The organism is Gordonia aichiensis (assembly GCF_039946255.1).
Lineage (GTDB): Bacteria > Actinomycetota > Actinomycetes > Mycobacteriales > Mycobacteriaceae > Gordonia > Gordonia aichiensis_A.
In genome coordinates this window covers 175,211-194,011 of sequence record NZ_JBCDWL010000005.1, presented here as the reverse complement: position 1 = coordinate 194,011, position 18,801 = coordinate 175,211, and the positions used below count along the sequence as shown (strand labels likewise).

At 69.3% G+C, this 18,801-nt stretch carries 20 protein-coding genes; 10 read left to right on the top strand and 10 right to left on the bottom strand.

Going from position 1 to position 18,801, the window contains the following annotated elements; genetic code table 11:
• Window positions 1–250: 250 nt before the first annotated feature.
• On the top strand, window positions 251–886 hold the full coding sequence (locus tag AAFO60_RS08515) for a hypothetical protein (RefSeq protein ID WP_347955744.1): 636 nt from the start codon (window positions 251–253) through the stop codon (window positions 884–886).
• Between the two features lie 109 nt (window positions 887–995).
• On the opposite strand, the gene AAFO60_RS08510 is transcribed toward AAFO60_RS08515, so the two are convergent.
• Window positions 996–1,703, bottom strand: coding sequence for a DsbA family protein (locus AAFO60_RS08510; RefSeq protein WP_347955743.1), 708 nt, complete (start codon window positions 1,701–1,703; stop codon window positions 996–998).
• A gap of 70 nt (window positions 1,704–1,773) precedes the next feature.
• On the opposite strand from AAFO60_RS08510, the gene AAFO60_RS08505 reads away from it, so the two are divergent.
• Complete coding sequence (locus tag AAFO60_RS08505; RefSeq protein WP_347955742.1) at window positions 1,774–2,208, top strand: hypothetical protein; 435 nt, start codon at window positions 1,774–1,776, stop codon at window positions 2,206–2,208.
• A gap of 47 nt (window positions 2,209–2,255) precedes the next feature.
• On the opposite strand, the gene AAFO60_RS08500 is transcribed toward AAFO60_RS08505, so the two are convergent.
• Window positions 2,256–3,623 carry an MBL fold metallo-hydrolase gene (locus tag AAFO60_RS08500; protein WP_347955741.1) on the bottom strand — a complete coding sequence of 456 codons (1,368 nt, stop codon included), beginning with the start codon at window positions 3,621–3,623 and terminating at the stop codon, window positions 2,256–2,258.
• Between the two features lie 145 nt (window positions 3,624–3,768).
• Complete coding sequence (locus AAFO60_RS08495) at window positions 3,769–4,092, bottom strand: transglycosylase family protein (RefSeq protein WP_347955740.1); 324 nt, start codon at window positions 4,090–4,092, stop codon at window positions 3,769–3,771.
• Between the two features lie 273 nt (window positions 4,093–4,365).
• On the opposite strand from AAFO60_RS08495, the gene AAFO60_RS08490 reads away from it, so the two are divergent.
• Window positions 4,366–6,243, top strand: coding sequence for a propionyl-CoA synthetase (locus tag AAFO60_RS08490; RefSeq protein WP_347955739.1), 1,878 nt, complete (start codon window positions 4,366–4,368; stop codon window positions 6,241–6,243).
• 39 nt (window positions 6,244–6,282) lie between these two features.
• On the opposite strand, the gene AAFO60_RS08485 is transcribed toward AAFO60_RS08490, so the two are convergent.
• The 5 genes from AAFO60_RS08485 to AAFO60_RS08465 form a co-directional block, all read right to left on the bottom strand.
• Window positions 6,283–8,004, bottom strand: coding sequence for a lipase family protein (locus AAFO60_RS08485; RefSeq protein WP_347955738.1), 1,722 nt, complete (start codon window positions 8,002–8,004; stop codon window positions 6,283–6,285).
• Between the two features lie 122 nt (window positions 8,005–8,126).
• Entirely contained in the window at window positions 8,127–8,453 is a 327-nt protein-coding gene (locus AAFO60_RS08480) for a branched-chain amino acid transporter permease (RefSeq protein WP_347955736.1), read from the bottom strand.
• Complete coding sequence (locus tag AAFO60_RS08475; protein ID WP_347955734.1) at window positions 8,446–9,162, bottom strand: AzlC family ABC transporter permease; 717 nt, start codon at window positions 9,160–9,162, stop codon at window positions 8,446–8,448. Before AAFO60_RS08475 ends, AAFO60_RS08480 begins: the two co-directional genes overlap by 8 nt.
• A 162-nt stretch (window positions 9,163–9,324) precedes the next feature.
• Window positions 9,325–10,545, bottom strand: a complete 1,221-nt coding sequence (locus AAFO60_RS08470) for an acyl-CoA dehydrogenase family protein (protein WP_347955733.1) — start codon at window positions 10,543–10,545, stop codon at window positions 9,325–9,327.
• A gap of 28 nt (window positions 10,546–10,573) precedes the next feature.
• Window positions 10,574–11,941 carry an acyl-CoA dehydrogenase family protein gene (locus AAFO60_RS08465; RefSeq protein ID WP_347955732.1) on the bottom strand — a complete coding sequence of 456 codons (1,368 nt, stop codon included), beginning with the start codon at window positions 11,939–11,941 and terminating at the stop codon, window positions 10,574–10,576.
• A gap of 147 nt (window positions 11,942–12,088) precedes the next feature.
• Here AAFO60_RS08465 and AAFO60_RS08460 point away from each other — a divergent pair, with 147 nt between their 5' ends.
• Window positions 12,089–12,748 (top strand): MBL fold metallo-hydrolase, encoded by a 660-nt coding sequence (locus AAFO60_RS08460; RefSeq protein ID WP_347955730.1) that lies wholly within the window; start codon window positions 12,089–12,091, stop codon window positions 12,746–12,748.
• 56 nt (window positions 12,749–12,804) lie between these two features.
• Here AAFO60_RS08460 and AAFO60_RS08455 read toward each other — a convergent pair whose 3' ends face one another.
• Window positions 12,805–13,155, bottom strand: coding sequence for a VOC family protein (locus AAFO60_RS08455; RefSeq protein ID WP_347955729.1), 351 nt, complete (start codon window positions 13,153–13,155; stop codon window positions 12,805–12,807).
• A 30-nt stretch (window positions 13,156–13,185) separates the two neighbouring features.
• Window positions 13,186–13,998 (bottom strand): histidinol-phosphatase, encoded by an 813-nt coding sequence (gene hisN / locus AAFO60_RS08450; protein ID WP_347955794.1) that lies wholly within the window; start codon window positions 13,996–13,998, stop codon window positions 13,186–13,188.
• Window positions 13,999–14,083: 85 nt separating this feature from the next.
• On the opposite strand from hisN, the gene AAFO60_RS08445 reads away from it, so the two are divergent.
• The 6 genes from AAFO60_RS08445 (at window position 14,084) to ftsX (ending at window position 18,795) form a co-directional block, all read left to right on the top strand.
• The gene (locus AAFO60_RS08445; RefSeq protein WP_347955728.1) at window positions 14,084–14,440 is read left to right on the top strand and encodes a hypothetical protein; all 357 of its coding nucleotides are present in this window, start codon (window positions 14,084–14,086) and stop codon (window positions 14,438–14,440) included.
• A 76-nt stretch (window positions 14,441–14,516) separates the two neighbouring features.
• The gene (prfB, locus tag AAFO60_RS08440) at window positions 14,517–15,629 is read left to right on the top strand and encodes a peptide chain release factor 2 (RefSeq protein WP_347955727.1); all 1,113 of its coding nucleotides are present in this window, start codon (window positions 14,517–14,519) and stop codon (window positions 15,627–15,629) included.
• Window positions 15,630–15,669: 40 nt separating this feature from the next.
• The gene (locus AAFO60_RS08435; protein WP_347955793.1) at window positions 15,670–16,635 is read left to right on the top strand and encodes a mechanosensitive ion channel family protein; all 966 of its coding nucleotides are present in this window, start codon (window positions 15,670–15,672) and stop codon (window positions 16,633–16,635) included.
• Entirely contained in the window at window positions 16,632–17,132 is a 501-nt protein-coding gene (locus tag AAFO60_RS08430) for a hypothetical protein (protein WP_347955726.1), read from the top strand. Before AAFO60_RS08435 ends, AAFO60_RS08430 begins: the two co-directional genes overlap by 4 nt.
• A 31-nt stretch (window positions 17,133–17,163) precedes the next feature.
• Window positions 17,164–17,850 (top strand): cell division ATP-binding protein FtsE, encoded by a 687-nt coding sequence (gene ftsE, locus AAFO60_RS08425; protein WP_347955725.1) that lies wholly within the window; start codon window positions 17,164–17,166, stop codon window positions 17,848–17,850.
• 39 nt (window positions 17,851–17,889) lie between these two features.
• Window positions 17,890–18,795 carry a permease-like cell division protein FtsX gene (ftsX, locus tag AAFO60_RS08420; RefSeq protein WP_347955724.1) on the top strand — a complete coding sequence of 302 codons (906 nt, stop codon included), beginning with the start codon at window positions 17,890–17,892 and terminating at the stop codon, window positions 18,793–18,795.
• Window positions 18,796–18,801: the final 6 nt, after the last annotated feature.

Genomic DNA, 18,801 nt, shown 5'->3' with positions numbered 1-18,801 from the left:
GCAGCCGGGGAGGATGCGGGCGGAGTTTCAGGGTTGTCGAGTAGGCCGAGGCGCTAGCCGAGGGCGTATCGAGACTCGTTCGGGACGCTGGAAATGTCGGAGGGGCGGGCTAGCGTGGCGGTACGCAGACCTCGGGAGGGAAGGACGAAACCCCGGCGATGTGGCGTGGCGCCAGGGATCGTTCCGGGGTCTACATCAGTCAACGATACGGGGGTACGGGGCGATGTCAACGACGATCGAACCGGATAGCTTGAGCCGACTGCTGACTCGGGAACGACTGCGGTCGTATCTCAGTGCCACCGGCGGCGACCTGTCGGCCGCTTTGCGCCTGTACGACTGGAACATCCGGGCCTCGGCCTCGGTGATGGCGACCGTCGCCATGGTCGAGGTCGTCGTGCGGAATGCGATCGACGTCCAGCTGCTCGCGTGGGCGCGCCGCCGTGGGGAGGACTCCTGGTTCGAGATCTTGCCCGTGGAGACCCGCGGTGCCGCAGACCTCGACCGTGCGCTGATCGCAGTCGAGCGCCGCGGTGTCTGCGCCGGCTTCCATGATCAGGTGGTCGCCGAGCTGACCCTCGGATTCTGGCGATACCTCGTCGCGCAGCGCTACCTCACCTCGCTGTGGGTGCCGGCCCTGAACAAGGCGTTCCCACTCGGCTACCGCGACCTGCGCGAGCGCCGCCGCGGTGTGGAAGCGCACCTGTCGCGGCTCACCTATGTGCGAAATCGAGCTGCGCACCATGAACCGATCCATCGTCGCGACCTGCGGACCGACCTCCGGTCGGCCGTCGAACTGGCGACCTGGGTGAACGCCGACGCCGGTGAGTGGGTGGCGACTCGGTCGCCGCTGGAGAGCGTGCTGATGCGGCGGCCGCGCCCGCGCTGACGGACACCCGTGCCGGCGGCTACCGCACAGGGTGCTCTGGTGGTGACCGATCAGCCAGTCGCCCCGGGCATCGGTGATCCTGTTCGGTCGGTGAGGGAACCGTTCTCGATCAGTTGCCGGAGGCGTCGAGTGCGCTCTGCAACTTGTCGAGGAAGAGCTGCGTCGGCTGGGCACCGAGGATCGGTTGGCCGCCGAGCAGGAATGCCGGAGTGGAGTAGGTGCCCGCGGTGAATCCGTCGCTGGCCCTGTTCCGGACCGCCGACAGCACCGTGCGCGAGGCGTAGTCGGTGCGGAACCGCGGCACGTCGAGCCGGAGCTCGCCGGCAAGGTCGATCAGCGCGTCGTCGGTCAGCGCACTCTTCGGTCGGGGTCGGCCGTCGGCGAAGAGCGCTGCCTGGTAATCGGCCAGTCGGCCCTGCAGGGCGGCCGCGTACGCCGCGCGCGCTGCCTGCTCGGACTCGTCGCCGAAGATGTTCATGTCCCGGAACTCGATGCGGAGCTTGCCGGACTCCGCGTAGGGCCGAAGCTTGGGCAGGGTGTCGTGTGTCCACTGCGCGCAGTACGGGCATTGATAGTCGGTGAACACCACCAATCCGACCGGCGCGTCCACCGGCCCGAAGCTCATCGGATCGTCCGGGTCGCGGTTCTCCCACTTCGACCGGACCGGCGCGGACGCCGATGCGCCTTCGTCTGCGGCCCGGGGTGCGTCGTTGCGGTCTCCGGCCTGCACGACCACGAAGACGATTGCGACGAGGCCGACCAGCGCTGCCAGGATCGGAACCAGACGAGACTGCCACGGCGAAGGACGATCGGACATGCCTGCACGATAGCAACGGCGACGGAGCACCCGTCGTGAGCGGATTGCGCCGATCTGGGAGAGTTGAGGCATGGTTCTGACTCTGGCCGCGCAGATCGCACTCATCGCCGCGGGCGTCATCTTCCTGTGGGCGCTGTTGCTGGGGGTGTGGAAGTACGCGCAGATCGCGCGCAGCGACAACGGTCAGGCGCACGTGTACGTCGACATCGCGCACCGCGCGGCGCTGATGTACTCCTTCGCGACCGCCCTGCTGGCGCTGTTCGTCCAGTTCAGTGCGTGGTCGACGGCCGTCAACGTCGTCGCGCTGGTGGTGGTGCTCGTCTTCTTCGTCGGGGCGATCGCCTCGTACTGCCTGCACGGACTGCTGCGGGACACCACCAACCAGTTCCACCCGGCCTCGCCGGCGCTGACCGTGTCGATGGTCGGATTGATCATCGGTGAGGTCGGCGGCAGCGCCGTGATCATCGCCGGGTTCATCGCCGAACAGGCGGGCACGTGGGGCTGACGGCACGGGACTGAAGAGGCCGCGGACCGGCGGCGCTGAGACGCCGCTCAGGTGAGGTCGAAGGTCTGGTTCTGCTTCGGGATGACCGCCTGCCAGCCGAGGTCGTGATCGAGCCGGTGCCGCAGCGACTCGGCGGCGTTGGGTTCACCGTGCACCAGGAAGGTGCGGCGCGGCGGCGCGGTGAATCCGCCCATCCAGCGGAGCAACTCGTCGGCGTCCGCGTGCGCCGACATCATGTGCAGATCCTCGATGCGGGCATTGACCGGAATCCATTCGCCGTAGAGCTTGAGGTAGCGGGCGCCGTCGGCGAGCGAGCGACCGCGGGTGCCGACCGCCTGATAGCCGACGAGCACGACGGTGTTCTGGGAGCCGGGCGCGAAGGCCGCCAGGTGATGCAGGACCCGGCCGCCGGTGGCCATTCCGCTGGCCGACAGCACGATCTTCGGCTTGCGGTCGGCCGAGATGGCCTTGGAGTCCTCCGCATCGCGGACGTACTCGGCGATCGCGAACATGTCGTCGGTCCTCTCCGCATCGAGCCGATGCGCCCGAGGATGGGTGCGAAGCAGTTCTCCGGCGTTGATCGCCATCGGGCTGTCGACGTAGATCGGCACGTCGGGCAGGGTCCCGGCGCACCGCAGCGTCCACAGGTGATACAGGATCATCTGTGTGCGCCCGACCGCGAACGCCGGGATCACGACGGTGCCGCCGCGCGCCACGGTCTGCGTCACGATCCGCTGTAGCTCGCCCGCCGGGTCGGCGTCGTCGCGCAGCCGGTCGCCGTAGGTCGATTCGCAGATCAGGTAGTCGGCGCTCGGGACGGGTTCGGGGTCGTACATGAGCGGGTCGTCGTACCGGCCGAGGTCACCGCTGAAGGCGACGGTGATCCCACCCCATTCGATCTCGACGGTCGCCGCACCCAGGATGTGGCCGGCGTCGCGGAAGACCGCACGGACGCCGCGGGTCGGCGAGAAGGTCTTTCCGAGCGGTCGGGTGTGGAACTGCGACATCGTCTGCTCGACGTCGCCGACGTCGTACAGTGGCCGGGCGGGGGAGTGCCGACTGGACTTGTGCCGGTTCGCCAACTCGGCCTCGCGCTCCTGCAGGTGGGCGGAATCGCGGAGGATGATGTCGGCGACGTCGCGGGTCGCCGAGGTGGAGAAGATCGGACCGCGGAAGCCCTCGCTGATCAGTCGGGGCAGATAGCCGGTGTGGTCGAGGTGAGCGTGGGTGATCACCACCGCGTCGACGGCGGCGGCGTCGACCGGCAGCGGACGCCAGTTGGCCTCTCGGAGGTTCTTGATGCCCTGGAAGAGTCCGCAGTCGACGAGGATCATCCGACCGTCGCGTTCGAGCAGATGCTTGGATCCGGTGACGGTGCCGGCCGCTCCGAGACTGGTGAACGAGAGGGTCGACATGTGGGTGCCTCCTGGGGTCGCTTTCCCCGAGCCTATGACGACTCGGGGGCGCGCAGGCCGCAGAACCGTGGACCGGTGGAGGCCGGAAGACGCGCAGAGCCCGACCTCCGCGGGGAGGTCGGGCTCGGTGCCGCGTCAGGCGCGACTACAGGTAGGCACCGCACACGGGCCAGGCGCCGGGGCCCTGGGTCACCAGGACGTTCTCGGCGACGCGGATCTGCTCCTCGCGCGAGGCCTGCGAGGCGATGCCGGTGCCGCCGTTGGCCTCCCAGGTGGACTGCGAGAACTGCAGGCCGCCGTAGTAGCCGTTACCGGTGTTGATCGACCAGTCGCCGCCGCTCTCGCACTGTGCGACGGCGTCCCAGTTGTGGCCGGTGTCGGCCGAGGCGACGCCCGCGGCCAGGCTCAGCGGGGCGATGGAGAGCGCGCCGACGATGGCGGCGCGAGTGGCGAGCTTGGTAAGGCTCATACGAGTGTTCCTCCTTTGGCGCGGCCGGACGGAGAATTGGCCGCGTTCGTGGACTGAAGCGACACTACGGGGTGCAAAAGCAAAGGTCACGCAGCCAAAGGTGGCCGCAGGCGCCGAGTGCGTGCAATTGCAAGCGTGTAATTCGGGTCGAATCGGCAGGTCACGGGACGATTGCCGTCGTTATGGTTCCGTGATGTACGAGTCGGCAAATGTGAGGCGTCGCACAACCGAAAGGTGACCTCGGTCACCGGTTGATTCACTACCGTTACCGACATGTCTCCCTACGCAGACGCGTTCGCCCGCAGCATCGACGACCCCGACGGATTCTGGCTCGACGCGGCCTCGGCGATCGACTGGATCAGCCCGCCGACCCGTGCTCTCGACGACTCCGCACCGCCGATCTACCGCTGGTTCCCCGACGCCTCCCTCAACACCTCCGCCAATGCGCTGGACCGTCACGTGGCCGCCGGCCGCGGCGACCGCGCGGCGCTGATCTGGGACTCGGCGATGGTCGGCGAGAAGCGGACCTACACCTACGCCGAACTGCTCGACGAGGTCGCCCGCTTCGCCGGGGTGCTCGCCGCGAACGGCGTGGGCAAGGGCGACCGCGTCGTCGTCTACATGCCGATGATTCCGGAAGCGGCCATCGCGATGCTCGCGTGCGCGCGGCTGGGCGCCGTGCACTCGGTGGTCTTCGGCGGCTTCGCAGCGCCGGAGCTGGCCACACGCATCGACGACGCGCAGCCGGTCGCGCTCGTCACCGCGTCCGGCGGTCTGGAGCCGGGCCGGACGGTGGAGTACCTGCCGATGGTTCGGGAGGCGCTGGCGTTGTCGGCGTCGGCGCCGCGGACGGTGATCGTCAAGGACCGCCCGCAGGTGCCCGGTACCGCCGCCGAATTCGGCTGGCTCGACTGGGAGGAGCAGGCGGCTCTCGCGCAGCCCGCCGCCGCCGTCGAGGTCGCCGCCACCGATCCCCTCTACATCCTCTACACCTCGGGGACCACCGGTAAACCCAAGGGCGTGGTCCGCGACAACGGCGGGCACGCCGTCGCTCTGATGTGGTCGATGCGCTACGTCTACGATGTCTCGCCCGACGACGTCTGGTGGACCGCCTCCGACGTGGGCTGGGTGGTCGGACACTCCTACATCGTCTACGGTCCGCTGCTGCTCGGCGCGACCACCGTCATGTACGAGGGCAAACCGGTCGGGACCCCCGACGCGGGCGCCTTCTGGCGGGTGATCGCCGAGCACGGCGTCGCCGCCCTGTTCACCGCGCCGACCGCCATCCGCGCGATCCGCAAGGCCGATCCCGAAGCGACCGAACTGGCCCGGTACGACATGTCGAGCTTCCGGACCCTGTTCGCCGCCGGCGAGCGACTGGACCCCGACACCTTCGCGTGGGCGAGTGAGAAGCTCGGCGTCCCGGTGGTCGACCACTGGTGGCAGACCGAGACCGGCTGGGCGATCGTCGCCAACCTGCGCGGCCTCGAGCCGATGCCGCTCAAGCCGGGCACCGCCACGGTCGCCGTACCCGGCTACGACGTCCAGGTGGTCGACGCCGAGGGCAGGCGGGTCGCCGCCGGCGCCGAGGGCAACATCGTGGTGAAGCTGCCGATGCCGCCCGGCACCCTGGCCGGCCTGTGGGGCGACGAGGAGCGGTTCCGCGCGTCGTACCTGAACGCCTTCCCCGGTTACTACCTGACCGGCGACTCCGGCTACATCGACGACGACGGCTACGTCTTCGTGCTCGGGCGGTCCGACGACGTCATCAACGTCGCGGGTCATCGGCTCTCCACGGGCAGCATCGAGGCCGTGGTCGCCGCGCATCCGGCCGTCGCCGAATGCGCGGTCGTCGGCATTCACGACGACCTCAAGGGGCAGCGGCCCAGCGGCTACGTGGTCCTCAAGGCCGGCGCCGACATCGGCGACGAGCAGTTGCGGGCCGAACTGGTGCAGATGGTGCGCGACGAGATCGGTGCGGTCGCCACCTTCCGCGACGTCACCGTGGTGCAGGCACTGCCGAAGACCCGTTCGGGCAAGATCCTGCGCAAGACGATGCGCCAGATCGTCGACGGCGAAGAGTACACGGTTCCGTCCACGATCGAGGACATGGCCGTGCTCGAGGCCCTGGTGGAGCAGCTCGGGCGCTGACCGAGTCGAGCTGCGAGCGACCCGGACTGCGGGGGACCGCTACCGTCCCGCGCAGTTCGGGGTCGGCGGCGCCCCGGCGAACCGTGCCTGCGTCCATGTCACGAGGTCGGCGGCCGAGGGGGAGCCGTCGGCCACCACGCCCATGTGTCCCAGACCCGGGTAGGTCCGGTACTCCAGATCGCTGCCGACAGTGCATTGCGCCTGGGTGAAAGCGTTCTGCGAGGCGGGGGCGATCACCTCGTCGGACAGCCCCTGCGCGATGAACGTCGGGTACGGCAGCCGCGCGCCGGGAGTGTTCTGACGCAGTCGCGCGCCCAGCGCACCGGTGGTCGGATCGGCGGAGTAGAAGTCGGTGCCGAGGAACAGTGCTGCCGCCAGCGAGGCGGGCATCGTCGGCGAGGTCAGGCAGCGGGCGGCCATCCCGCGGACGGGCAGCTGCGCCTGGACCTTCAGATAGTCGTCGTAGCGCACATCGGGGTAGTTCCGCGCGTAGCTGTCGATGACGTACGACGCGAGGAGCGAGCCGCCGGCCATGCTCTCCAGACTGGTCGCGAGTGCGCTCAGGTCGGATGCGGGGGCCAGCGCCGCAGTCGCGATCACCCCGGCGTCCGGGGCGTACGTCGGCGCGAGCAACTCGGTCCACAACGCGGCGTGACCGCCCTGCGAGTGCCCCCAGACGACGGTCCGGTCCGACAGCGTCGGCCCGGTGAGCTGTCGTGCTGCGCGCACCGAGTCGAGGACCGACCGGCCCTCGCCCTCACCGATCACGTACGGCGAGGGCCCGGGCGTTCCCATCCCGAGGTAGTCGGCGGCGACGACGATCCAGCCGTTGTCGAGGGCCTGGCTCAGGCCGGGGACGTTGGCGAAGGGCTGAGCCGTCATCGACGGTGCGCAGTTCTCGGCGATCCCGGTGGTCCCGTGCGCCCAGGCGATCACCGGGCGCGGTCCGGTCGCCGCGGTCGGGGCCAGGACCAGGCCGCTGGCCAGGGCGGGCCGGTCCTCGCGCATCGTCGAGTACAGGATCCGCCAGCCGCGTGCGCCGACCGGCACACCCGCGGTGGTCGGCTCGGACTTGAGCAGGGTGCCCGGGCGGGTGTCGGCGGCGAGCTCGGCCCGGTAGAACGCTCCGGGTTCGGGTGCGTCGCCGCGGACGACGATCGTCGCGACCACCAGGGGGACCGTGACCGCCAGGGCGACGACGCCGCCGACGGTCCGCAGCACCGCGTGCGTCCGGTGCTCGCCGGCTGCGGGGCCGGGGCGGCCTCGGATCGCACCGATCAGCGCTCCGAGGCCGCGCCAGACCAGCCCCAGCCCGATGGCCTGCACGACGAGGAAGATGCTCACGCCCGGCCACGACACGGCCAGGGCCGCGGTCGCGATCGCGGCGGTGCCGATGAGGGCGTCGGCCCACCACGCCGGGCCGCGGGCCAGCGCGCGTGCCCATCGGCCCAGTCCCCAGGCGGTCAGGCCGACGGCGGCGGCCACGGCGATCCCCAAGACCGACAGGCCGCGCCAGAGCAGCAGGACGACGCCGACGACGATCGCCGCCGTCGCCGCCGTGAGGCGCGGCAGGCTCTCCCGGTTCGCCCGATCGGCGAGGTCGGTCACACCGGCGGCGATCAGGGCGGCGGCGAGGGCGAGCGCGGTCCACCCGACGCTCGCGAACGGGCGGACGATCAGCGCGGCGCCCAAGGCGATCGCCGCCGCGGCGCCGGCCGCCCGGACGATTCGAGCCGACGCGGTCGCGGGGGCAGCAGTCATGGGGTCAGCGTAAAGTGCGCCGATGCGTCAGGAGCCCGTTGTGCGCAATCGGCCTCAGAAGGGCCGATTGCCCGGTATCGCCTCCGGGGTCGGCGACACGACCTCGGAGGCGATGAACCCGATCAGAGGCTCACCGAGCTGAGGATGACTGCGACGGCGGTGCCGACGAGCAGCGACAGCAGCAGGTTTCGTCGCCACAGATGAATGCCGACGGTGGCTGCGGCACCGGTGAGCTGAGCGAAGGACGACTGAGGGTCGGACAGGTCGATGCCGACGACGCAGTAGACGGCCAGGATCAGTACGGCGCCGACCGGCAGCGCCTCGCGCAGGTACACCGTCATCGGCGCCCGCGCGATGCGCGCCGGCAGCCCGAACGGGAGCGCCCGCAGGGCGAAGGTGATCGCGGCGGCCGTGGCGATCGCCGCGAGCAGGTACGGGGTCTCAGGCATCGGTCGGCACCTGCGTCTCGGGACCGAGGCGTCCGCGTCCGGAGACCAGATACCTGATCAGGACGGTGACGGTGAACAGGATCATCGCGACGATCAGCATGGCTCCCGGCGCCACCAGGTGGGCGACGACTCCGGAGCCGATCGCCAGGACCACCGTCCCGACGTCCCGATTGGCGTCGACGGCGTCGATCGAGAGCGCGATGAACAGGGCCGTGAGCACGAATCCGAGTCCGGAGAGCCCGCCGAGGACGGCTGGACCGGCGACGGAGCCGACGAGTGCTCCGCCCGCCCACGAGAACTGCAGACCGAACTGGGTCCAGCGGATCTGCGACGACGACCAGTCGGCCGCGTCTGGGGAGGTGCACAGCGCGTAGGCCTCGTCGCACAGGGCGTAGACGCTGTAGAACTTGCCGAGCCGACCCTCGACGCGCTGCAGCGGGAACGACAATCCGTAGAACACGTGCCGGGAGTTGACGAGCAGGGTGGTCACGGCGACGGCGGCCAGCGGGGTGGCCACCGCGAACATTCCGGCGAGAATGAACTCGACCGAACCGGCGAAGATGACCGTCGACATCGTCGGCGCCACCCACCAGTCCAGTCCGGTGGTCCGGCACAGCACGCCGAATCCGATGCCGAGCGCGAACAGCCCCAACCAGACCACGCCGCTCACCCGCGCCGCCGCCACCGCCGGATGCGTGGAAGAACTCATGGGCAGATTGTAGGAACCGGACCGAAGCCGAGCCGGAACAGGTCGGGGCGGGGTGTTCGTTCGGAGCCTCCGCGGACCCGAGCCCCCAGGGGGGCGGGCGCCGAGGGCCGCCGAGAACGAACGCCCCGCCCCTGACCGAGAACGGCGAGCGATCGAGCCGCGCTACTTCAGTTCAGAGCTGGACTTCCCGAGCACGCGGCGCGCGATGATCAGCTGCTGAATCTGCTGGGTACCTTCGAAGATGTCGAGGATCTTCGAGTCGCGCGCCCACTTCTCGAGCAGGGTCCGCTCGGAGTAGCCGTAGGTCGAGGCCAGCTCCACGGACTTGTTGGTCACGTCGGTGCCGGTGCGGCCCGCCTTGGCCTTCGACATCGAGGCCTCGAGCGAGTTGGGCATCTTGTTGTCGGCCATCCACGCTGCACGCAGGGTCAGCAGGTACGACGCCTCGAAGTCCGACTCCATCCGGATGAACTCGGCGACCGCGGCGGGCTGGTCGGCGGCCGGGCGGTCGTAGTCGATCTCCAGACCGGCCTCTTCGAGCAGCTTGCGCAGTTCCTCGAGCGCCGCGCGGGTGACGCCGACGGCCATCGCGGCCACCATCGGCCGCGTGTTGTCGAAGGTCTGCATGACGCCGCCGAAGCCCTTCTTGACGTCGACCTCCGGCGAACCGAGCAGGTTGGCGGCGGGGATCCGGCAGTCCTCGAAGCGGATGACCGCGGTGTCGGAGGCGCGGATGCCGAGCTTGTGCTCGAGTCGGGCGATGGTGACGCCCGGGTGCTCGCGCGGCACCACGAAGCTCTTGATCGCCGCGCGGCCGAGGCTGCGGTCGACCGACGCCCACACGACGATGTGGGTGGCTCGCGAGCCGGCGGTGACGAAGATCTTCTCGCCGTTGAGGACGTACTCGTCGCCGTCGCGGATCGCGGTGGTGGTGACTGCGGCCGAGTCGGAGCCGAAGCTGGGCTCGGTGATCGCCATCGACGCCCACACCTCGCCGCCGAAGCTCGCGATCTGCTCGTCGGTGGCGACCGCGGCGATCGCGGCGTTGCCCAGGCCCTGGTACGGGATCGACAGCATCAGGCCGACGTCGCCGTACGAGGCCCACATCGAGTTGAGCACCGACTGCATGTTGCCGCCGTTGGCGTTGTAGCCCTCGGGCCGCTCCTTGTTGGCGTCGCCGCGACCACCGGAGGCGCCTGCGCCGGCCTGGCCCGCCGCGGCCAGACCGTTGTAGAGGCTGGCCAGGGTGTCGAGCTCGACCGGGTAGGTGTGCTCGGCGAGGTCGTACTTGCGGGAGATCGGCCGGAATATCTCCAGGGCGGCGTCGCGCGCCTGATCGATCGTGGTGTGCAGTTTGCGGGGCAGTTCGAGATTGATTGCCATGAGACTCTCCTGAAACTCGTCGCGCCCGTCAGAGGACGACGATGCCTTCGCCGATGCCCGCACCGCGCAGATCGCGGTACCAGCGCTCCACCGGGTGCTCCTTGGTGAAGCCGTGGCCGCCGAGCAGCTGCACGCCGTCCAGGCCGATCTGCAGGCCCTTGTCGATGGTGAGCTTGCGGGCCAGGGCGGCCTCGCGGGCGAACGAGAGACCCTGTTCGGCGCGCGAGGCGCCGCGCAGCGTCACCAGGCGCAGACCGTCGAGCTCGGTGGCCATGTTGGCGACCATGAAGGCCACCGCCTGGCGGTTCGAGATCGGCTCGCCGAAGGCCTCGCGCTCGTTGACGTAGGGGATCACGTAGTCGAGCATCGCCTTGCCGGTGCCCGCTGCGAGCGCCGACCAGCCCAGGCGCGACAGGCGGACCACGTCGCGGTAAGCGGCGAAGGCCTCGTCGCCGGGGGCCTCGCCCAGCAGCGCCGACTCCGGGACGGCGACGTCGGTCAGGATCAGGCGGCCCATGCCTGCGGCGCGCAGACCCATGCCGGGGTCGGCCTCCACCGACAGACCCGCGGTGTCGGACTCGACGATGAACAGGGCGGGACGACCGTCGAGCTGGGCTCCGACGATGAACAGTTCGGCGCTGCCCGCGGCGGGAACGAACGACTTGACTCCGGAGATGCGGTAGCCGCTCGGTGCGCGGTGGGCCTTGGTCTGCAGGTCGAAGGCGTCGAACAGCGGCCGCGGCTCGGCGATCACGACGGCCGAGGTCGGGACGTTCTCGCCGGCGAAGTCGGGCAGGTAGGTGCGCTGCTGGCCGTCGCTGCCGAAGTTGGTGAGGGTGGTGGCCACACCGCTGGGAGCCAGCAGCGGCAGCGCCAGGCCCATGTCGCCGTAGGCCATCGCCTCGGCGACCAGGGCGTTGGTGACGACGCCGCGATCGGTGGCGGCGCCGTCGAAGGCCTCGGGCACGTTGATCATCGTGATGCCGAGCTCGGCCGAGCGTTCGACGATGTCGGTCGGTGCGGCGGCGGCGTTGTCGGCGTCGTAGGCGGCCGGACGGAGGATCTCGGTGGAGAATTCGCGGACGGTGTCGGCGATCATCGCCTGCTCGTCGTCCGGGTTCAGGTTGAAGAAGCCCTTCGACGGGGTGGCCGGCCGCTGCGGCTCACCGCCGCTCGCGACCTGGGTGAACGCGCGGTTGGCCGCACCGAGGGTCTTGAATCCGGTCTTGGTGGCCTCGTAGGCGACGCGGTTGATCGGCTCGCGCAGCTTGTACTTCTCGGCGAGCTCGGAGCCGGTGATGGTGGTCAGTACCCGCATGGCGGTACCGATCGCGCTGCGCTTGTGCTGCTGCGCTCCGACGGACGAGGTGTCGCGGGGCTCGGTGTTCGTGGTCATTTCCTCACCAGGTTCTCGACGTGTACGGGATGGACGGGCAGAGTGTGTCTCCGCTGCGCGGACGACATCTTCTTACTCCGTAGTAGGTAGAACCTTACTCCGCGGTAAGAACGTTGTCACGCGGCTGCCTGAACTAAGTTGGGCGTCATGCGCGTCACACACTTCGGTCACTCCTGCGTACTGCTCGACATCGACGGCACCCGGCTGCTGTTCGACCCCGGAACCCTCGCCTCCGGATTCGAATCCCTCACCGGACTGGACGCGGTGCTCATCACCCATCAGCACCCCGATCATGCGGACACGGCGCGTCTGCCCGCACTGATCGAGGCGAATCCGGCGGCGGCTCGCTACGCCGACCCCGAGACGGCCGCGCAACTGGCCGACCGCGGCGATGCGGGCCGGTGGTCGGTGATGGGGCCGGGGGAGCGGATCGCGATCGGGACGGTGACCGTGCGCGGCACCGGCGGCAGGCACGCGGTGATCCACCCGGAGCTGCCGGTGGTCGACAACATCTCGTACGTCGTCGACACCGCGACGCGAGTGGGCGCCTTCATGCACCCCGGCGACAGCCTGTACATCCCGTTCGAGCGCATCGACGTGCTGGCGCTGCCGGCCGCCGCGCCGTGGCTCAAGATCAGCGAGCCCGTCGACTACCTGCGCGCCGTGGCGCCGCGGTTGGCCTTCCCGATCCACCAGGGCGTGTCGTCGGCCGCGGGGCGAGAGATCCACAACACCCGGATCGACGAGATGAAGCCCGCCGGCACCGACTTCCGCGTGCTTGACGAGGGCGTGCCGACGGATCTGTGACGGGCCCGGGCGGCCCGTTTGAAAGGCCGCCTCGGCAGGGTCTGCCGAGGCGGGGACTACTTCGGCAGGGTGCTGTAGAAGACCAGGCCGTTGCCCTTATTGTCGTAGACCACCGCCCGTCGTTCGTGGGCGTCGTTGTAGGCCTGCGTGACGATGCCGCCGCCGCTGGCCTCCACCGCCTTGGCCGCCGCGTCGACGTCGTCGGTCTTGATGCCCACGACCACCTGGCCGTGGATGGGATGGTCGACCGCCGTGGCCAGCGCGACGGTGATGCCGCCGCCGTCGAGTGCTGCGAAATGCGTGCCGTCGCGGAACTTCAGGGCCATGCCCAGCGTGCCGCTGTAGAACTCGATCGACTCGTCGAGATCGTCGGTGGACAGGACGATCATCTTCACTTCGTTGGTCATGGACCGGACGCTACTCCGATGCCCGCCCGATCAGATCGGATCTGCCGCCTTCGTCGCGAGTGCGTCGAGGACTCGCTCGTGCAGCCGTCCGTTGGTCGCGACCGCGCTGCCGCCGTCGGGGCCCGCGGTTCCGTCGAGGGCGGTGAACGTTCCGCCGGCCTCGCGGACCAGGATGTCCAGCGCCGCCAGGTCCCACAGTGAGACCTCGGGTTCGGCGGCGATGTCGACCGCCCCCTCGGCGACCAGGGCGTAGTTGAAGAAGTCGCCGTAGCCGCGCACCCGCCACACCTCGTCGGTCAGCGCGATGAACCGGTCGCGGATGCCGCGGTCGGCCCACCCGGACAGACTGGAGAACGCCAGCGACGCCGAGCCCAGGTCGTCGACCGCCGACACCGACAGTCGGCGGGCTCGGCCGCCGTCGTGCGAGGCGAAGGCGCCCATCGACTCCGCCGCCCACCACCGGCGACCCAGTGCGGGGGCGCTGACGACGCCGACCACCGGGACCCCGTCCTCCAGGAGGGCGATCAGGGTGGCCCACACGGGCACGCCGCGCACGAAGTTCTTGGTGCCGTCGATCGGGTCGATCACCCACTGCCTGCCCGAGCGCACCGCGTCGCCGCCGAACTCCTCGCCGAGCACGGCGTCGGCGGGACGATCGCGGGCGATTCGTTCACGCAGCAGGCGCTCGCATGCCAGATCGGCGTCGGAGACGGGCGTCAGGTCGGGCTTGGCGTCCACCCGCAGGTCGAGGGCGCCGAACCGGGCGACGGTCAGTTCGTCGGCCGCGTCGGCGAGAGCGCGGGCGAGCTGCAGGTCTGGGCCGCGATCGGCGGCGGAGGTCATGGCCACGGAACCCGAGGCTAGCAGCGGGCATCGCACGCCGCGGGGGCGGCGCCGACCCCGCCGAACCGGCGGTAGGGTACGAATCATGCCTGTGTGGATCACCGTGGTGTTCATTCTGCTGGTCGCGACGACGATCGCTGCGCTGCTGATGCAGCGTCGCGGCCGCGGGCTCTTCGGCGGCGCCGACGCGGCGTCCGGTTTCCAGCAGGGAACGTTCACCGTGACCGGGCTCGGGCGGGCGAATCCGCCGGACAAGAACGGGCATCGCTACTGCACGGTGACCGGCACCATCATCGGGCCCGAGATCGCCCCGACCGAGGTGTACGGCACGCGCGTGTTGGGGCCCGACGAGGTGACACCCGGCGTCGGTTCCGACTTCCCGGTGATCTATCGACCCGGCAAGGTCGACTCCACCTGGCGGTTCGGTTCGCTCGGCGGGTGAATGCGGCATCGAGCCCGGATCGCTCCGACGGCCGGGAGGGGTCGGGGCGGTGGGTCAGAGGGTAACCTGGTCTCTCGTGCACCCTGATGTCTCCGCCGATCTCGATTCGCTCGACGCCACCCTCACCACCGTTGAGAAGGTGATGGACCTCGAAGAGCTCCGTCGTCGTATCGACGAACTCGAGATGCAGGCCTCCGATCCCGACCTGTGGAACGACCAGGACCACGCTCAGCAGGTGACTTCGGAACTGTCCCACGCGCAGGCGGAGTTCCGGCGCGTCACCGAGTTGCGCTCCCGGCTGGACGATCTGCCGATCCTGTACGAGCTCGCCGAGGCCGAGGAGGGCGAGGCCGCGGCGTCGGCCACCGCCGATGCGGACACCGAGCGCGACGAGCTGCGCCGGGACATCGAGGCGATGGAAGTCAAGACGATGCTCGCGGGCGAATACGATTCGCGCGATGCGCTCGTCAACATCCGGGCGGGCGCCGGTGGCGTCGACGCCGCCGACTGGGCCCAGATGCTCATGCGCATGTACATCCGCTGGGCCGAGCACCACGGCCATTCGGTCGAGGTGTACGACACCTCGTACGCGGAGGAGGCCGGCCTGAAGTCGGCGACCTTCGCGGTCAAGGCGCCCTACATGTACGGCACCCTCTCGGTCGAGCAGGGCACGCACCGACTGGTGCGGATCAGCCCCTTCGACAACCAGGGCCGTCGCCAGACCTCGTTCGCCGAAGTCGAGATCCTGCCGGTGGTGGAGACCACCGACCACATCGACATCGACGAGAACGACGTCAAGGTCGACGTCTACCGCTCCTCGGGTCCGGGCGGACAGTCGGTGAACACGACCGACTCCGCGGTCCGGCTGACGCACATCCCGACCGGCATCGTCGTCACCTGTCAGAACGAGAAGAGCCAGCTGCAGAACAAGGTCTCGGCGATGCGCGTGCTGCAGGCCAAGCTGCTCGAACGCAAGCGACAGGAAGAGCGCGCCCAGATGGACGCGCTCAAGAGCGACACCGGCGCCAGCTGGGGAAATCAGATGCGCTCGTACGTGCTGCACCCGTACCAGATGGTGAAGGACCTGCGCACCAACGTCGAGAGCAACAACCCGTCCGCGGTGCTCGACGGCGACCTCGACCAGTTCATCGAGGCGGGCATCCGCTGGCGGATGGACGAGGACGAGTGATCGCATCGTCTCCGCACCGTCCTTGACTTCTCCGCTGCCGATGCCCTCGCTGTCGGTGCAGCGTGCCCCGACGGCGTCGGTCACGTACCTGGTCGACGAGATCGGTCTGCCCTCCTGGCTGCACGCCTGGGAGCGTTGGCTCGCCGTCGACTTCGTCGGCATCCTGCTGTGGATCATCGGCGGAATGCTGATCGTGCGATTCTTCCGCTGGTCGGCCGATCGCTACGGCAAACGGATCCTGCGGCAGTTCGAATCCAGCGACGACATCGTCCAGTCCGAGGACATGAAGCACCGGCGCGCGCTGGTGGAGGTGGTCACCTGGACGCTGGTCGCGCTCACCGTCGTGGCGGTGACCCTGCACATCCTCGGCACCTGGATCCCGCGCAGCAGCCTCGTCGGATTGAGCGCGGTGGTCGGTGCGGCACTGGGCTTCGGTGCGCAGCGCGTCGTGCAGGATCTGCTGGCCGGCTTCTTCATCATCGCCGAACACCAGTACGGCTACGGTGACGTGGTCAATCTCGCGGTCACCGGCGGTCTGTCGGCGGAAGGGACCGTCGAGGACGTGACTCTGCGGGTGACCCGGCTCCGCAACACCGACGGCGAGCTGATCATCGTTCCCAACGGGCAGATGATCAAGGCGACGAACCTGTCGAAGGACTGGGCGCGCGCGGTCGTCGACGTTCCGGTGCCGATCGACACCGACATCAACGAGGTCAACGCCGCACTGCGCGAGGTGGGGCAGGAGTTCTACGAGAGCGAGCAGTGGAACCGTCTGCTGCTCGATGCGCCGACCCCGTTGGGCATCACGAACCTGGAGCTGGATTCGGCCACGGTGCGGATGGTCGCGCGGACCCTGCCCGGACAGCAGTTCGCGATCGGTCGTGCGCTGCGCGGCGACATCATCTACGGCCTGGCCCGGCACGGGATCTTCGTTCAGAACATCGCCAACCCGACGTCGGCCCGCGCCGAGCAGCCCGCAGACGACGCGGAGCGGGGGGAGCGATGAGCGGCTCGGACCAGACGCCTGCCGACCAGACGCCGGTGGACCGGACCCCGACCGGTCCGACGCCGATCCAGCAGCCACCCGCTACCGAGTCGGCGTTCACCCGGCTGGCTCACCGGATGAGACACGTCTACCGCACCCGGGTGCGCACGACGACGGTCGTCCTCGTCGTCGTCTGGTTGTCGCTGCTGGCCTTCTACGGCTTCAGCTCGGAGCACTACTCGCCGACGCCGTCGCCGACCCCGCAGGTGACGCGGGACGAGCCGCGGACGACCACGGTGCCGGAGCCGACGCACACCACGCCGCCGCCCACCTCGACATCGACGAGCGTCGAACCCGAGAGCACGGCCGATCAGGTGCCGGAGTCGTCCTCGCGCGGTGCGGACGGAACGGCGACGCCGTCGCGGACCACGCCGGGGCGGCCACAGGGCGCGGTTCCGCAGGAGCCGGCCGACACCACCGCCGCGACCACCGCACCCGAGACCAGTACGACGCCGTAGCATTCGGTGTCCGTCAGTACACTTGGCTACCGTGATCAAGCTGACCAATGTGACGATGCAGTACGCGGCGTCCTCTCGGCCCGCCCTGGACGATCTGTCCGTCGAGGTCGAGAAGGGGGAGTTCGCCTTCCTCATCGGTCCGTCGGGATCGGGCAAGTCGACGTTCTTCCGGCTGCTGCTCAAGGAGGACAGGCCGACGTCGGGCGAGGTCTACGTCGGCGACATGCACGTGAACAAGCTGCGCAACCGTGAGGTGCCGAAGCTGCGGCAGTCGATCGGCTGCGTCTTCCAGGACTTCCGACTGCTGCAGCAGAAGAACGTCGCCGACAACGTGGCGTTCGCGTTGGAGGTCATCGGCAAACCGGCCTCGACGATCCGCGAGGCGGTGCCCGAGACGCTCGAGTACGTCGGCCTGGAAGGCAAGGCCGACCGGATGCCGCACGAGTTGTCGGGCGGCGAGATGCAGCGGGTGGCCATCGCCCGCGCCATCGTCAACCGGCCGGCGCTGCTGCTGGCCGACGAGCCGACCGGCAACCTCGACCCGGAGACCAGCGAGGAGATCGTGGAAGTCCTCGATCGGGTCAACCGTGGCGGCACCACCGTCGTCATGGCCACGCACGACAGGCATATCGTCGACGCCATGCGCCGACGCGTCCTCGAATTCGACAACGGCAGGCTCGTCCGCAACGACGAACACGGTGTGTACGGCATCGGCTGAGACGCCCGGACAATCGACGAGCCGAGAACAGGTCAACACATGCGTTTGAACTTCATCACCGGCGAGGTCCTCAACGGCCTGCGCCGCAACATCACCATGACCGTCGCCATGGTGCTGACCACTGCGATCACCCTGGGGATGCTCGGCGGCGGACTGCTGGTCATCCAGATGGCCGACAAGAGTCAGAAGATCTTCCTCGACCGGGTCGAGATGCAGTTCTTCATCAACGACGCGGTCACGGCCAAGGACCCGAACTGCCTGGAGGCGCCGTGCACCACGCTGCGCACCGAGTTGGAGTCCGAGCCGGGTGTGGCGTCGGTGACCTTCATCAGCCAGGAACAGGCCTTCCAGACCGCGAAGGCGTCGTGGGAGAAGGACTCCCCGGAACTGGCCGACTTCATCCGCAAGGAGGCCTACCAGGGGGCGCTCCGAGTTCGGATGGCCGATCCCGAACGATTCGGGACCGTGCTGGACAAGTACTCCAGGGCCGAGGGCGTCGACGGGGTGCTCGACCAGCGTGAGCTGGTGAAACGGATCTTCAGTGTGCTCGACGGCGCGCGCAACGCGGCGTTCGCGATAGCCGCGGTCCTCGCGGTGGCGGCGATACTGCTGATCGTCAACACCGTCCAGATCGCCGCCTACACGAGACGCACCGAGGTCTCGATCATGCGGCTGGTCGGCGCCACCCGCTGGTACACCCAACTGCCCTTCCTGCTCGAAGCGGTGATCGCCGCAGTGGTCGGCGCGCTGCTGGCGATCGGCGGACTGTTCCTGGCGAAGATATTCTTCTTCGACAAGGCGCTCGAAGACCTCTACGGTGTGAACATCCTGGCGCGCATCACGTCGTCGGACGTGTGGTTCGTCTCGCCGTGGCTGCTCGGCGCGGGGATAGTCCTGGCCGGCGTCACCGCCTACGGCACGCTGCGCGTGTACGTCCGGGAATGAACCGCG